Source organism: Spongiibacter taiwanensis, from assembly GCF_023702635.1.
GTDB lineage: Bacteria > Pseudomonadota > Gammaproteobacteria > Pseudomonadales > Spongiibacteraceae > Spongiibacter > Spongiibacter taiwanensis.
The window spans coordinates 1,040,867-1,055,553 of the sequence record NZ_CP098455.1 but is presented as its reverse complement, the minus strand read 5'-3'; the positions used below and the strand labels follow the sequence as shown (position 1 = coordinate 1,055,553).

Annotated in this window: 14 protein-coding genes; 7 read left to right on the top strand and 7 right to left on the bottom strand. The window is 58.7% G+C overall.

The genetic code is table 11. From position 1 onward, the window contains the following. The first annotated feature begins 118 nt into the window (after positions 1-118). The 3 genes from NCG89_RS04950 (at position 119) to NCG89_RS04940 (ending at position 4,277) form a co-directional block, all read left to right on the top strand. Positions 119-1,732: an OpgD/OpgG family glucan biosynthesis protein gene (locus NCG89_RS04950; RefSeq protein WP_251088663.1), complete on the top strand. Its 1,614-nt coding sequence runs from the start codon at positions 119-121 to the stop codon at positions 1,730-1,732. After that, complete coding sequence (gene mdoH, locus NCG89_RS04945) at positions 1,722-3,689, top strand: glucans biosynthesis glucosyltransferase MdoH (RefSeq protein ID WP_251088662.1); 1,968 nt, start codon at positions 1,722-1,724, stop codon at positions 3,687-3,689. The genes NCG89_RS04950 and mdoH overlap by 11 nt, the downstream gene beginning before the upstream one ends. A gap of 75 nt (positions 3,690-3,764) precedes the next feature. Next, entirely contained in the window at positions 3,765-4,277 is a 513-nt protein-coding gene (locus tag NCG89_RS04940) for an O-acetyl-ADP-ribose deacetylase (protein ID WP_251088661.1), read from the top strand. Between the two features lie 20 nt (positions 4,278-4,297). On the opposite strand, the gene NCG89_RS04935 is transcribed toward NCG89_RS04940, so the two are convergent. Continuing rightward, positions 4,298-4,762, bottom strand: coding sequence for a TlpA family protein disulfide reductase (locus NCG89_RS04935; RefSeq protein ID WP_251088660.1), 465 nt, complete (start codon positions 4,760-4,762; stop codon positions 4,298-4,300). Between the two features lie 129 nt (positions 4,763-4,891). Here NCG89_RS04935 and arsC point away from each other — a divergent pair, with 129 nt between their 5' ends. From arsC to sppA, 4 genes are read left to right on the top strand one after another with little or no spacing between them, the layout of a single operon-like run. Beyond that, the gene (gene arsC, locus NCG89_RS04930) at positions 4,892-5,236 is read left to right on the top strand and encodes an arsenate reductase (glutaredoxin) (RefSeq protein ID WP_251088659.1); all 345 of its coding nucleotides are present in this window, start codon (positions 4,892-4,894) and stop codon (positions 5,234-5,236) included. A gap of 2 nt (positions 5,237-5,238) precedes the next feature. Then, on the top strand, positions 5,239-5,841 hold the full coding sequence (wrbA, locus tag NCG89_RS04925; protein WP_251088658.1) for an NAD(P)H:quinone oxidoreductase: 603 nt from the start codon (positions 5,239-5,241) through the stop codon (positions 5,839-5,841). Positions 5,842-5,860: 19 nt separating this feature from the next. Next, positions 5,861-6,262, top strand: coding sequence for a DUF2069 domain-containing protein (locus NCG89_RS04920; RefSeq protein ID WP_251088657.1), 402 nt, complete (start codon positions 5,861-5,863; stop codon positions 6,260-6,262). Then, the gene (gene sppA, locus NCG89_RS04915; protein WP_251088656.1) at positions 6,249-8,066 is read left to right on the top strand and encodes a signal peptide peptidase SppA; all 1,818 of its coding nucleotides are present in this window, start codon (positions 6,249-6,251) and stop codon (positions 8,064-8,066) included. The genes NCG89_RS04920 and sppA overlap by 14 nt, the downstream gene beginning before the upstream one ends. Positions 8,067-8,075: 9 nt before the next feature. On the opposite strand, the gene glpE is transcribed toward sppA, so the two are convergent. The 6 genes from glpE to NCG89_RS04885 form a co-directional block, all read right to left on the bottom strand. Further along, on the bottom strand, positions 8,076-8,399 hold the full coding sequence (gene glpE / locus NCG89_RS04910; protein ID WP_251088655.1) for a thiosulfate sulfurtransferase GlpE: 324 nt from the start codon (positions 8,397-8,399) through the stop codon (positions 8,076-8,078). A gap of 42 nt (positions 8,400-8,441) precedes the next feature. Next, entirely contained in the window at positions 8,442-8,747 is a 306-nt protein-coding gene (locus NCG89_RS04905; RefSeq protein WP_251088654.1) for a cytochrome C oxidase subunit IV family protein, read from the bottom strand. 15 nt (positions 8,748-8,762) lie between these two features. Beyond that, a complete protein-coding gene (locus tag NCG89_RS04900; protein ID WP_251088653.1) occupies positions 8,763-9,362 on the bottom strand; it encodes a cytochrome c oxidase subunit 3 in 600 nt (199 codons plus the stop codon). Positions 9,363-9,435: 73 nt separating this feature from the next. Then, a complete protein-coding gene (locus NCG89_RS04895; RefSeq protein WP_251088652.1) occupies positions 9,436-10,140 on the bottom strand; it encodes a hypothetical protein in 705 nt (234 codons plus the stop codon). A 203-nt stretch (positions 10,141-10,343) separates the two neighbouring features. After that, a complete protein-coding gene (locus NCG89_RS04890; RefSeq protein ID WP_251088651.1) occupies positions 10,344-13,472 on the bottom strand; it encodes an efflux RND transporter permease subunit in 3,129 nt (1,042 codons plus the stop codon). Further along, positions 13,469-14,680, bottom strand: a complete 1,212-nt coding sequence (locus NCG89_RS04885; protein ID WP_251088650.1) for an efflux RND transporter periplasmic adaptor subunit — start codon at positions 14,678-14,680, stop codon at positions 13,469-13,471. Before NCG89_RS04885 ends, NCG89_RS04890 begins: the two co-directional genes overlap by 4 nt. Positions 14,681-14,687 lie beyond the last annotated feature (7 nt).

Genomic DNA, 14,687 nt, shown 5'->3' with positions numbered 1-14,687 from the left:
TGAATTAATCGTTGCAGCCGCCGTCGAAGCCCTTACTGCTGGACGTTTTTTTCTGGTCAGCGTTTTCTGGACATCGTTTTACCCCGGTATTTTGAACGTAGGGGAGGGCTCCCGGAGCATGGATTCTGACACGCAACTTGTCTCACCCACACTTTTACCTGTTTCATTGACGCGGCTCCGTCGTTTGCCCGCCGGTGCCATATTGGCCTTGGTGGCAGTGGTGGTCTGTTTGGCGGCGGCGCCAGGTCATGCCCAGAGCACCACCCAATCCGAAACCAACGCTAAAGTCTTGTTCGATAGCGTGGTAGCCCAGGCCAAGGCGCTGGCCGCGGAAGACTACGTGCCACCGCAGGAGGCGCCGCCTGCTCTGGCCGAGCTCACCTTTGATCAATACCGGGCCATTCGCTTCAAGCAGGAGGCCGCCCTGTGGCGGGGTGAATCGCTGTTTGAGGTCCAATTGCTGCCTCCCGGTTTTCTGTATCGGCAGCCGGTAGATGTACACATCATCAACCGCAATGGCGGGCGCGAGCCGCTGCGCTTTGATCCGACCCAGTTTCGCTATGAAGCCGAGGGCCTGCCGGCGCCGGAGAGTCTGTCGGAGGCGCTGGGGTTTGGTGGATTCCGGGTGCATTACCCCTTGAATCGGCCGGACTACAAAGACGAGCTGTTGGTGTTTCAGGGGGCGTCTTACTTCCGCCTGGTGGGGCCGGACCAGGTTTATGGCCTATCGGCTCGGGGCCTGGCCATTAACACTGCCGACAGCCAGGGCGAGGAATTTCCCCATTTCAAGGAATTCTGGCTGATCAAGCCCGGTCCAGAAGAAACCCGGCTGACGGTCATTGCCTTGCTGGACAGCCCCTCGGTGGCGGGGGCCTTCCGCTTTCACGTGTCACCGGATTTGCCCACGTCGATGAAGGTGGAAATGCGCCTGTTTGCCCGCAAGGATATTCGAAAACTGGGCATTGCCCCATTGACCAGTATGTTTCACCACGGCGAAAACAACAGCCGTTTTATCGACGATTTTCGCCCCGAGGTGCACGACTCCGATGGCTTGTTGATGGCCACGGCCGGCGGCGAATGGATCTGGCGCCCCCTCAGCAATCCCGATGCGCTGCGGGTCGTTTCCTTTCAGGATGAGAATCCCCGCGGTTTTGGTTTAATGCAGCGCGATCGGCAATTTGATCACTACCAGGACACCGGCTTGGCCTACGAGCGCCGCCCCGGCTATTGGATCAACCCCGCGGCAAGCTGGGGGAAGGGGCGGGTAGAACTGGTAGAAATACCCACGGACACCGAGACTAACGACAATATTGTGGCGTACTGGGTGCCGGAATCCCCGATCAAAGCCGGTGAGCCGCGTGACTTTGCCTACCTGCTGACCAGCGTTGACAGCGCACCGGTAGATCATCATCTGGCCAAGGTCATTCGAACCCGGGTGGGGCGGGCCCATTTCCACGATGGCAATGCCCGCAGCCTCGCCCAAAAGCGTCAGTTTGTGGTGGATTTTCGCGGCCCGGCGCTGGCAGAGCTGGCTGCCGAGATGCCACTCAGCGCACATCTACAAACATCCTCCGGGGAAACCCGGGAACTCACGGTGACGAAGCTGCCCAATGGCAAAGACTGGCGGGTCGCCTTCAAACTGTATCCCCAAGAAGCTGAGGCGGCAGACATGCGCCTGTACCTGTCACTGCGCGGTCAGCGCCTGAGCGAGGTTTGGAATTATGTCTGGTAACGCATCCTTTCCCGGCGGTTCGCTGCGGCTGCCGATTTTTGCAGCGCTATGCGGGCTCAGTACCCTGGTCGGGGTCTGGATGATGTTCGATATTCTTCGCGCTAACGGCTCAACGCCGCTGGAGCTGACCCTGTTGGTGCTGTTTAGCGTGACCTTTGCCTGGATCGTGACCGCGTTTTGGTCGGCCGTGGCTGGCTTTGTGCTGAGCCTGTTTCGCCTCGACCCGCTGAGCCTGCGTCGTCAGCAACCGCGCCCGGCGGAGTTTCACGCCGACATGCTTGGTCGGGTGGCGGTGGTGATGCCGGTCTACAACGAAGATACCCAACGGGTATTTGCCGGGTTTGAGAGTAATTTGCGCTCACTGATGGCCGAGGGCGCGTTGGCGCACTTCGATTTCTGGCTATTGAGTGATACCCGGGACCCGGAGATTGCCGTCGCTGAGCAGCGGGCCTGGCAGGGTTTGCTGAGCCGCCTCGACGGGGCGGCTGCCGAGCAGGTGTTTTATCGGCGCCGGAAAGAAAACAGTGGCCGCAAAGTCGGCAATCTAAAGGATTTTTGTCAGCGTTGGGGCAGCCGCTATGAGGCGATGATCGTGCTCGATGCAGATAGCGTGATGTCCGGGCGCTGCATGCTGCAACTGGCGCGGGCAATGGCGGATTCCCCCGGCGCGGGGCTGATTCAAACCGTGCCGATCCCGGTTCGCCAGGAGACCTTCTTTGGTCGCTTTCTGCAATTTGCTTCGGTGTTGTACAGCCCGATGCTGGCGGCGGGTCAGGCCTTCTGGCAAACCGACAGTGCCAATTACTGGGGGCACAACGCCATCATTCGCACCCGGGCGTTCATGCAGCATTGCGGTCTGCCGGCCAAGCCGGGGGGGGCACCTTTCGGCGGTGAGATTCTAAGCCATGATTTTGTCGAGGCGGCGCTGCTGCGGCGCGCAGGCTGGCAGGTGCTGTTGCTCAGTGATCTTGGCGGCAGTTACGAGGAAGTGCCCAGCAATATGCTGGACTACGCGACCCGGGATCGACGCTGGGCGCAGGGCAATATCCAGCATTTGGGTTTGCTCAACACGGCGGGCCTGAAGGGGGCCAGCAAAATGCACTTTGTGTTTGGTGCGTTGGCTTACATGTCGTCGCTGATCTGGCTGGTGATGATGGCGTTGAGTACGGTCGATGCCATTAATCGCTCCATGAGCAGCAATCAGTTTTTCTTTAGCAGTCATCAGCTGTTCCCCGAGTGGCCAATTGCCAAAACCGGGCTGATCTTTTCCTTGATTACCCTCACGCTGTTGATGCTGTTGCTGCCCAAGGCGATGGGACTGGTGGTTGCCTTGCTGCGTCGGCGCAGAGCGTTCGGTGGCGGCCTCCCCCTGCTGGCCGGGGCCGTGGTGGAAATGATTTTTGCTGTGGTGGTGGCGCCCCTGATGATGTTGTTTCACGCCTATTTCGTGGTGGCGGTGTTGTTGGGCCGGGAAGTTCGATGGGATGCCCAAGCGCGGGAGGGGCGCATGGTTAGCTGGCGGGAAGCCTGGCAGCGCACCAGCTTGGCCTGTGTGGCTGCCTTGGCCTGGGGCGGGGTCACGTATGCCTACAGCCCGGTGTTTTTCTGGTGGCTGTCGCCGGTGTTGCTGGGCCTGGTGCTGGCGGCGCCACTGGTGCGCTATTCCAGTAGCCTGGCCCTGGGGCGTGCCTGCCGTCGGGGTGGCGTATTTATTGTTCCCAGTGAGGCCAGGTTACCAGCGGTATTGGCGCAATTGGCGGAAAAGCTGGCGTCGGATTACGGTATTGAGCGCCCGCCGGAGGGCATTGAGGGCCGGTCGGTAAATGCCCCACCATTGCCGGCGGCCCAATGGGCTGATATGCCTCTGCAGCGGCTGGACCATTATCCGGGGGCGAGCCGCGGCTTGTCGCTGCGGCGAATGGGGCGGGCGCTGGCGAGCGGATTTCGCAGCCTGTAGATTGCTTGCGCCGCTATTGCATTTCGTTAACGCGCAGCCGTGTGCAGCGCATTCCTTAGCCATTAGGGAGAGATCATGTCCACGATTCGCGCCGTGCAGGCGGATATCACCACCCTGGATGTCGACGCCATTGTGAATGCGGCCAACAACAGCTTGTTGGGCGGCGGCGGTGTGGATGGCGCTATCCATCGGGCGGCGGGGCCCGAGTTGTTGGCGTATTGTCGCGGCCTCAATGGCTGTGCGACCGGACAGGCGAAACTGAGCCCCGGCTTTAAGCTACCTGCCGGTGCGGTGATCCATACCGTGGGTCCGGTGTGGCAGGGCGGTGATCACGATGAGGCCGAGCTGCTGGCCCAGTGTTATCGCAATTGTATTGCGATTGCCCGCCAGCAAGGCTTTCGCACCGTGGCTTTTTCGGCGATCAGTTGTGGGGTGTATGGTTATCCCCGGGCAGCGGCAGCCGATATTGCCGTGAGTACCTTGCGTAATGTTCTCACCGGCTCTGGGGTCGACGAGGTACTACTGGTGGCCTTTGATAGCGACATGCTGGCCATCTGGCAGCAGGCGATGGCGGCCAACGGTTACTGAGGGGCGGCACGCGCGGAGTTTTACTGCTGCGCGGCGGCGATGGCCTCGCTCAGTGATTCGGCAGTTTGGGGGCCGGTTAGCACGCTAACAAGCTTGCCCTTGGGGTTGATAAGAAAGGTGCTCGGTAACACCCGGGGCCGTTCTACGCCGAGCAACGGGGCCGGATCCTGGAGCATTGATTGAAAGGTAATTCCCATTTCGTCTATGGCGGCCTGGAGCGGCTCTTCCAGCAAGCCGTCGTAGTTGATGCCGTACACCACAACGTCCTCACGGGCCTCGTCGAACGCGTTTAAGTCGGGGATTTCTTCCCGGCAAGGGCCGCACCAGGTGGCCCAGTAGTTCATCAACAGCCACTTGCCTTGCTTGAAATTTGCGCCGCCGCCCTGGTGAAGGTCGAAGTCACTCTGGCCGCAGCCAGACAGCAGCGCGGCACAAAATAGCAGGCTCAGCAATGGGCGGGAGAGTGGCGAAAATACAGCGTTCATTTCAAGTCCTATGCGGTGCAGTGGCTGTGTATAATGCCTCCAGCCGTTGCGGTGGCAAATTCGTGTTATCGCTAAAAGTGTGTCCTGGGACGTTTACCCACGCCCCACGGTATTCGGAGTTTTTTGTCAGTGTATACCATCTACCATAACCCCCGGTGTTCCAAGTCTCGGCAAACCCTGCAATTGCTCAAAGAGCAGGGCATCGAGCCAGAGGTGATCCTGTATCTGGATACCCCACTCGACGCAGCGCAGATCACCGGGCTGCTGAAAAAACTGGGCCTCTCTGCCCGGGAGCTGCTGCGCAAGGGTGAAGAAGAATACAAGGCCCGTGGTCTGGCCGACACCAGTTTGTCTGACAGCGGGCTGATTGCCGCTATGGTCGCCGCGCCAAAACTGATTGAGCGACCGATTGTGGTGTGCGGTGACCGGGCGGTGCTGGGGCGTCCGCCGGAAAATGTGAAGGCGCTTTTCTAACCATGTCGGGTCCAAGCTCACCGGGCTACGTATTGGTGTTGTATTACAGCCGTCATGGGGCGACCAAGCGATTGGCCCAACAGATTGCCCGGGGGGTGGAGCAGGGCGGGTTGGAGGCGCGACTGCGCACGGTGCCCGCCGTGTCGACAACCAACGAATCCGTCGCGCCGGCAATTCCCGATGAGGGCGATTTATATGCCAGTCATGAGGACCTGGCCCATTGCCGTGGTCTGGTGATGGGCAGTCCTACCCGTTTTGGCAATATGGCCGCGCCACTCAAGTATTTTCTCGATGGCAGCTCGGCGCTGTGGGCCAGCGGCGCGCTGATTGGCAAGCCGGCAGCGGTGTTTACATCCAGTGCCAGTCTTCACGGCGGCCAGGAGACCACCTTGATCACCATGATGATGCCGTTGCTGCACCACGGCATGGTGCTGGCGGGCCTGCCGTATAGCGAGTCCGGCCTCAACAGCACCACCACGGGCGGCACGCCGTATGGCGCCTCCCATGTGGCGGGTCAGGATGGGCGAGCGGTCGACGATACCGAGCTGGCATTGGCCACGGCGCTGGGTAAGCGGATTGCCAAGCTCAGTCAAAAACTGGCCTAACCCCCGCCTTGAGGATGCTATGACCGAGTTAAATGAAAAAGCGAAGGCGATCTCGCCGCTGATGAAAATCAGCTATTTCGCGTTGATGGTGGCCCTGAGCTTGAGCACCTGGGTTTGGGTGCAAGAGGGGCGCCAGCCCAGCATCACCATTTGGGTGATCCGTATTCTGCCCCTGCTGATCTTTGTTCGGGGCGTTCTGCGCGAGGACCTGCGCACACTGGCCTGGCTATGTTTTGTGGTACTGCTTTATTTCGTGATGGCAGTTACCGAGTCGATGTCACCCTTTGCGTTGTGGATTAACTACGTCGAATTGGCGTTGACGGTCGTAATATTTTGTAGCGCGACCTTGTTTATCCGTTGGCGCGGGCGGTATTTGGCGGCGCAGCGCCGCGAGGGAGAAGTGGCGAATGGCGAAAACTAACAAGGGCGGATTTTTCGCCAGGCTTGGGCGTTTTATTGACGGCACCCGGCGCTGGACGCTCAACCTGATGTTTCTGTTCTTTATCGGCTTTTTGATCTACAGCTTTGTCGGTTTTCGGCCCACGATCCCCGAGCGGGGCGTGTTGGTGCTGTCGCCGGAAGGCACGGTGGTCGATCAGCTCAGCGCGGTGGATTTGGCCACCGAATTGATGGGCCCGGGCATGCCCACAGAAACCCGCCTGCAGGACCTGATTGATGCGATCGATATTGCCGCCGGGGATGAGCGCATTGAGGTACTGCTGCTGGTGTTGGATGACCTCAACCATATCGGCCTGAGCAAAACCCTGGAGTTGTCCCAGGCGATTACCCGCTTTCGGGAGAGTGGCAAGATGGTGGTTGCCACGGCGGGTGATTACGATCAAGACAGCTATTTGCTGGCTGCCCAGGCAGACCAGGTGTTTGTGCACAGTATGGGCGGCGTGCGCTTGGAGGGGTTTGCGGTGGTGCGCAATTACTTCCGGGAAGCAATCAACAAGCTGAAGATTAACTTCCATGTGTTCAAGGTGGGTAATTTTAAATCTGCCCTTGAACCCTTTGTGCGCGATGACATGTCTCCCGCCGCCAAGGAAGCGAACGAAGCCTGGCTGGCGCAGTTGTGGACCCTGTATCGGGATACCGTCATTGAGCGCCGCCAAATCAAGCCGGACGAATTCGATTTCTACGTAAATCACATCGACCAGGTGCTTGAACAAAATGACGGTGACAGCGCGGCCGCTGCGCTGAGCTACGGTCTGATCGACGGGGTGATTGGCCGCCCTGAGCTGCGCGCCATGATGATGGAGCGGGTGGGCCAGGACAGCGAAGGCTACTTCAACCAGATTTACTACCGCGATTATCTTTCCATTACCCAGGACCTGCCGCCCCTGCCGGGCGAACCGGTGGTGGGTTTGATTGTGGCCAGCGGCAACATTGTCGACGGTGAACAGCCTCCCGGTATGATCGGCGGCGACAGTCTGGCGCGTCTGATCAGCCAGGCCCGCCGTGACGACGACGTAAAAGCGGTGGTATTGCGCATTGATAGTGGCGGCGGATCGGCCTTCGCCTCCGAGGTGATTCGCGAAGAGCTGGTGCAACTCAAGGCGGCTGGCAAACCTTTGGTCATTTCCATGGGCAGCATGGCGGCGTCGGGTGGTTACTGGATTTCAGCGGACGCCGATGAGATATGGGCTACGCCAGCCACGCTGACCGGCTCGATTGGTATTTTCGGCGCGTTCCCCACCTTTGAGCGCTTGTTAGATCAACTGGGCGTCTCGACCGACGGGGTTGGCACCACCAAAGTGGCCGGTAAATTGCGCAGTGATCGGCCCCTCGACCCGGTGGTTGCCAATGTGATTCAAAGCAGTATCGAGCACGGTTATCGGCGCTTTATTCAAGTGGTGGCTGACGGCCGGGAAAAACTGCCCGAGCAGGTGGAGAGCATTGCTGAGGGTCGCGTGTGGAGCGGTATTGATGCCCAGCAGGTTGGCCTGGTGGACAAGCTCGGCAGTCTGGGTGAAGCGCTGGAATCAGCCGCCGGCTTGGCGGGCTTGCCGTCCCCGGAATACCGGGTGATTGCGCCCCCCAAATCGCCCCAGGAAGAATTGATCAGCATCTTGTCTGGTGCCGGTGTGGCCCAGCACGTTGCGCTGCTGCCGGCGCCGGTGTCTGCTCTGGTGAACAGCCTGCTGCCGAGTTGGAAGGCGATCAATACCCTGCAAGATCCCAAAGGCATGTACGCCTATTGCATTCTCTGTGTGGCGCCCTGAGGGGCGCAGTCAGCTCTGCTCAAACTGGTCGGGGAAGGCTTGCCGCCAGAACTCAAAACCGCCGTCCATGCTGTAAACCTCGTTGAAGCCCTGCTCGGCGAGGTAGCTGGCGGCGCTTTGGCTACTCACACCGTGGTAGCAACATACCACCACTGCCAGCTGCTTATCAGCCGCGCCAATAAATTCTGCCAGGTTGTGATTGCCCAGGTGCTGGGCGCCGGGAATATGCCCCAGGCGAAAGGATTGCTCGTCCCGAATGTCCACCAGTTGGCACTGGTCATCCGCGATCATTTGCTGGGTTTGCTGCGCCGAAATACAACTGAAACCGGCCATGGTTAGCTCCCGTTGAAAAGGCTTATGGTAGCGCGGCCGCTGCTAAGGTGAAACAGGCGCCGTGGGGTAGACGCCAAGGGCAAGTATGATCAGGGTGATGCTAATGACCACTACCCACAGGTCAAAGCCGTGCCGCAGCCAGCGCGGCGCATGGCGCAGCTCCATAAATTCAAAGCCGACCAGCCAGACTTTGATAAAGCCGGTGACGATGACCCCGGCAGTGGCCAGTGGCAGTCCGCCCGTCACATTGTGGCCCGTTTCGCTTAATGCCCAGCCCACCAGCGTGGCAACGACCAGTATTAGCCAGGCGATGGTTAACCCTTTGTACGGATGGCGTAATAGAGACACAGCATGACCTCCTATTCAGAGTAAATACAGCATGGCAAACAGTGCGATCCAGAGCAGGTCGACCAAGTGCCAGAACAGGGCACCGGTTTCGATGCTGCGTTGTTGCCGGGGGGTTAACGGATAGTGCTGGCTGGTTTTGCGAATGCCGAGTAAGACCAATATGCCAACAATCACGTGAATCAGGTGAATGCCGGTGAACATGAAAAAATACATATAAAATTCATTGGTCATGGGTGACAGGCCGACGCTGAACTTGCCGCCCCATTCGATGCCCTTGTTGGCGATGAAGCCGACGCCGCAAAGTATCCCCAGGCTGATATACCGGCTCACTTTTGGCCCGCCGCCGGTCTTGGCCCCGGCAACACCAAGGGCCACGAACCATGAACCGGTGAGAAGGAGCAGGGTATTAAAGACGCCGACGCCGAGCTGCAGCTGTTGGCGCGATTGCGCGAACACCTCACCGTACTGGTGTTGCCCTAAGGCAATCAGAATAAAAAACACCGAAAAAATAATCAGGTCGCCGCCAATAAAAATCCAGATGCCGGCTTCGCCTGGAATCCTGGGCGCGGCGCGTGCTTCTCCGCGCTGAGTATTGGGCTGAAGGGTTTTTTCCATGAATTAACTACCTTGATGATACGCCTCTATACGAGAGTGGGCTGTCTGGGGGAGAGGCGCTGTACAGCTTGAATTAGGTGCGTTTTACCGCCTGAAATAGTTGCCAAGACATGATCAAAATCCACAGGAAGAAGGCAACGAAGGGAAGCCATAGCGCAACGATGCCATGCCAGGAGAAGGGGCCATCTTTAAAAAATAGCACCATTTGACCGGGAACGAATAGCAGCGCCGCCCACAAGTTGAGGTAAGCCACCCAGCGGGGGAAGGGCGCTTTACCCTCTTCAGCAAACAGGATTGACAGGGCGATGATAGCGCACCAGCCACCAAAGGCAGGCACTGAAAAAACCGCCAGAAAATAGGCGAAATCAGCAAACATCTGTACCAGCGTCGGGTGGTACTCGCCAGGACGAAATACCATCAAGGCCCAGGTGAAAGCGACCAGCAGCGCGATCATGGTGCCGCAGGCGGTAAAGATCAACTGCACATAGGACAGCACGGGGGTGTTCTCTGAGCGCCGGCATTGGGCGGCGATGCCGGCACCGAAGGGGCCGAATAATGCGAAGGAAATCATCAGTACGACCGACCCCACGCGAATGGAGGTGAGATGCTCGGTGACTTTGCTAACAAAAATATCCGGGCTGTCATTGGCGTTTAGCAGCGGTGGCAACATACCGCCAAGCACCATGCCGCCAAGAATAAAAAAAATAATGGCAAAGATGCCGGACCAAGCGCAAAAGCGCATGGCTTTTTCGAACTGAACATCATGGGCAGGTAACATGATCAGGGTGTCTCCAGAGAATTATTTTTTTTGTAGTGTAACGTCCCTTTGCACTAAAGTCTGCCGGGATTAACCCAGGCGACTCAAACGCCCTTTTTGCAGAGGTGAATGCGTAGCGGTGGATGGACATTCGGTGGTGACGAGCACGCAGAGAATTGCGGGTGATCGCCAGGCAGCGAGAGAGGTGCCATCTTATCCAATGCTCAATGTGCTTGGTTGTCGCGGCGCCTGGCCAGGCGCTTGAAGTCATCCAGCATGACGTAAGCACAGGGAATCAGAATCAGCGTAATGACGGTGGCAAACACAATCCCGAAGGCCAGCGAGACGGCCATGGGAATAACAAATTGGGCCTGCAGGCTAGTCTCCAGCAAAATCGGCAGCAGACCGAAGAAGGTGGTGAGGGAGGTGAGCAGGATGGCGCGAAAGCGCTGACCACCGGCGTTGACCACCGCTTCGCGCAGGGTTTCCCCACGGGCGATGGCGCTGTTAACGAAATCCACCATAATCAGACTGTCGTTCACCACTACACCCGCCAGGGCAATAATCCCGAAGAAGGACATCATGCTAAAGGGCATGCCCAGCACCAGATGGCCGAGGATGGCGCCGATAATGCCGAAAGGAATGACGCCCATGATAATCAAGGGTTGCAGGTAAGAGCGCAGTGGCACCGCCAGCAGGATAAAAATCCCCAGCAGCGCAATGATCATTCCCTGGAGCAGGCTGGTGAACAACTCGCTGGCCTCTTCACTCTCGCCGCTGAGGGCGATCGAAACGCTCGGCGCCACACGTTTTAATTCTTCGCTCATTTCGGCGATCACCGCGCCGGTCACTTCTGTGGGTTCGGTGATTTGCTTGTCGACCTCGGCGGTGATGTTGATGGCCCGCTCGCCATCAATGCGGGTCAGCTTGCTGGGGCTCGGTTGGCTGCTGACCTCCGCCACCGCGGTGAGGGGGATAAAGGTGTCGCCGCCGTTGTGAATATACATATTTTGCAGGTCGGCAACGGCTTTTCGCTCCTCCTGAGGGTAGCGCACCATCACCTTGACTTCATCGTTGCCACGTTGCACCCGCTGCGCTTCAGCGCCATAAAAAGCGTCTCTCACCTGGCGGCCAAGCTGGGCGGCTGACAAGCCCAGGTTTTCAGCGCTGGGTTTGATCTCCAGCACCATTTCATCGCGCAGGGTGCTGGCGCTGTTGCGAATATCGTAGACCCCCTTGAAGTGGCTGAGGGCTTCCTCGATACGCTCGCCCGCCACCGCCAGCTGTTGCGGGTTGCTGCTGGAAAGCTTCAGCGATACCGCCGGGCCGGCGGTCTGGTCGGCAGAACTGACCGACAGTACCCGTGCACCGGGAATCTCACCGATTGCCTGGCGCCAGCGCCGGGCAATTTCGTTGCCGTCGATATCCCGGCTTTCGCTTTTGCTGAGCTCTGCCATAAAAGTGACAGAGCGACCGCCGGTGCCGTAGGCAGAGACATGTTTGATCAAGTGCTTCGCGCTGTCGTTGCCGTGTTCATCCTGGTACTGCTGATCCACCGCCAGCAATGCCTGATTGATTTTTTCATAGCCCGCCCGGGTTTGGCTCTCGGCGCTGCCCTCTACCATTTCCAGTTTGGCCTGCAGAAAATCGCTGGGTACTTCCGGAATAATCACAAAGCGAACAATGCCGCTGGCCACCAGACCCGCGGTGATAATCAGGGTAGCGGTGAACAGGGCGGCGGTAACATAGCGCAGACTGATGGCCCGATTGATCAGTGGCAGGTAGCGCTCTTGCACGATGCGCTCAAGCCAAGCGTTGCTGTAGGCGGGCAGCCGATCCAGCCTGATCAGTAGCGGATGTCTGGCGGGCTTCATGTGGGTCAGGTGGGCGGGCAGAATCCACTTGGACTCCAGCATGGAAAACACCAGGCACAGAATGACTACCCAGCCGATGGCCTCGGGGAACGGCGCAAAGGCGCCGCTGGAGAACAGGGTCGGTGAGAAGGCCATGATGGTGGTAAGGACCCCAAAAGTGGCCGGCGTGGCCACCCGCATTGCGCCTCTGATGACCGAGTCGGTGGAGTGCCCCAGCCGCTGGCACTCACTGTGGGCGCTCTCGCCAATAATAATGGCGTCGTCCACCACAATGCCTAACACCAATATAAAGCCGAAAAGGCTGAGCATGTTCAGGCTGACGTCAAACACGGGCATGAGCGCGAAGGCGCCAAAGAAACTCACTGGCAGGCCGAGCATGACCCAAAAAGCCAATTTGATATTCAGAAACAGGCTGAGTACCACAAATACCAGCAGCGCACCGGCGCTGAGGTTTTTTAACATCATGTCCAGGCGGCTTTCCAGATAGAAGGTAATATCCGCCCAGTAGTCCAGTCTGACTCCCTTGGGGAGCAACGGCTGTTGCCGGGCGACAAATTCCTTTGCCGTTCGGCTGACTTCCAGCAGGTCCTGTTTGCCGACCGCGAAAATTTGCAGGCCCACGCTGGGTTTGCCGTTGAAGTAGGAGAAGCTGTCTTCCTCGACAAAGGCGTCGCGGATGATGGCAATGTCGCCCAGCGTCAGACGGGTGCCATCGGGATAACTGATCAGGGTCAGGTTCTCAAATTCCTGCTGCTGCCGCGCCTGGGCCCGGGTGCGCAGCAGAATGTTGCCGCTTGCGGTTTTGATGGCGCCGCCAGGGACGTCCAGTGAGCTCGCGGCGATAATATCGGCCACTTTACTCAGGGTGAGTTGATACTTCATCAGCTGGTGTTCGGGAATTTCGATGGCGATTTCGAAGTCCCGAGCGCCGTTGATTTTGACATTGGCGATGTGCTCCAACTGCAGCAGTTCCTGCTTGAGCTGATCGGCCAATAATTTCAGGCCGCGCTCGTCCAGGTCGCCGTAGAGCTGGAGAATAATGGCATGGGTATCAAACTCGACCTGCTTTACCACCGGGCGTTCGATTTCTGCCGGGAAGCTGATAATACCGTCGATGGCGCTTTTGATTTCATCAATGACCACGTTGATATCGTTATCTTCAAGAATATCGATCTTGAAGGTGGCCAGGGATTCGTCGGCGGTGGCCTCGATGGTGTCAATGGCATCAATATCGGCCAGGGCTTCTTCGATTTTAAGCACCACACCCCGCTCGACCTCCTCCGGGTTGGCGCCGGGATAGACCACAGTCACCTGCACGGCATTGATTTCGAAGTCGGGCTGCAGGGCTTTCTGAATGGTAAAGGCGGACCCGATACCAAGGCTGAGAATCGCAAACATCAACAGGTTGGCCGCCACCGAGTTGCGGGCAAACCAGGCGATAACACCTTGGTGGGTATTGGCCTCTTCTGCCGGAATCATGGCTGCTGCTGGGCCTCGCTGCTGACTTCCGCGGCAGCACCACTGTCATGGGATGTCTGGGTTTGCACCAGCGTGCCTGCGGTGGCATTGGGCAGCGCCGCCAGTACCACGCGCTGACCCTCTTCCAGACCATCCGTCACAATCAGCTGGTCGTCCTGGGTCGATATCATGGTAACCGGCTGTTCCTTTAGCCGATCCTCCTCGGTTAGCCGCCACACCGTATTGCCGGTGCGCAGAATTTTGCGAGGCAGCACCACCACATCGTCAATGGTGCGACCCTGAATGCGGGCACTGACAAAGGTGCCAACGCGCAGCGGCCGCGCTGCCGATTGACCAAGCCCATAGGGGTTGCTGATCCTGGCTACCAGGAACAGCACCCGGCTGCGCTCATCCAATACCTGTTCGCTGCGAACAATCTCGGCCTGCCAGGTCTGGCCCTGTTCGTCCTCCAGGATGACTGGCAGGACCCGAGGTGGTTGAGCGCGGCCAATGTTCTCGCCGGGCAGATAGTCAAGTTTGTCTGCAGCCATCGGTAGGCGGACTTCGGCGCTGTCCACTGCAAACATTTCACCGATGGGGGCTGCCACGGCGAGGTACTGGCCCAGGTCGATGTCCCGGCTTTTGATAATGCCCTGGTAAGGCGCTTTGATTGTGCAGCGTTCCAGGTCGAGTCGGGCTTTGTCCATATCGGCCACGGCGGCATCGAGTTGCGCTTGGGCATCCTGAATCTGGGGCAGGCGCAGGGCCAGTTGTCGCGCTTCTTCGCTCACGTGTTTGCGCGGGTAATCTTCCATGTCTTTTTTGGCCACAGCTGCCCGGCCTTTTTCCTGGGAGAGATGACTGCGCGCAGCGGCGACAGTCGCTTCCGCTCGCTTGAGCCGGGCCTGATAGTCCCGATCATCAATACGCAGCAAGACCTCACCCTCGTTGACCAGCGCCCCGGTTTCAAAGGCGGATGATACCGACACCACTTTGCCGGCCACCTCGGTCATCATTTTGGTTTGTGTGCGGGGACTCACCGTGCCCTGGGAGTGCAGCCACAAGCGCTGGGATTGCTTCTTTACCTCGACGACCTCCACCAGCAGCGGTGGGCGCGTGACGTCGACCCTTTCCGGCGGCGGGCGCAGCCAGTAAAGCACCAGCGCAATAACACACGCCAGCGCCAGAATGCCGGCGACCGCGAGGACCTGTTTTGAGGATGCGTTCAAGGGTGTC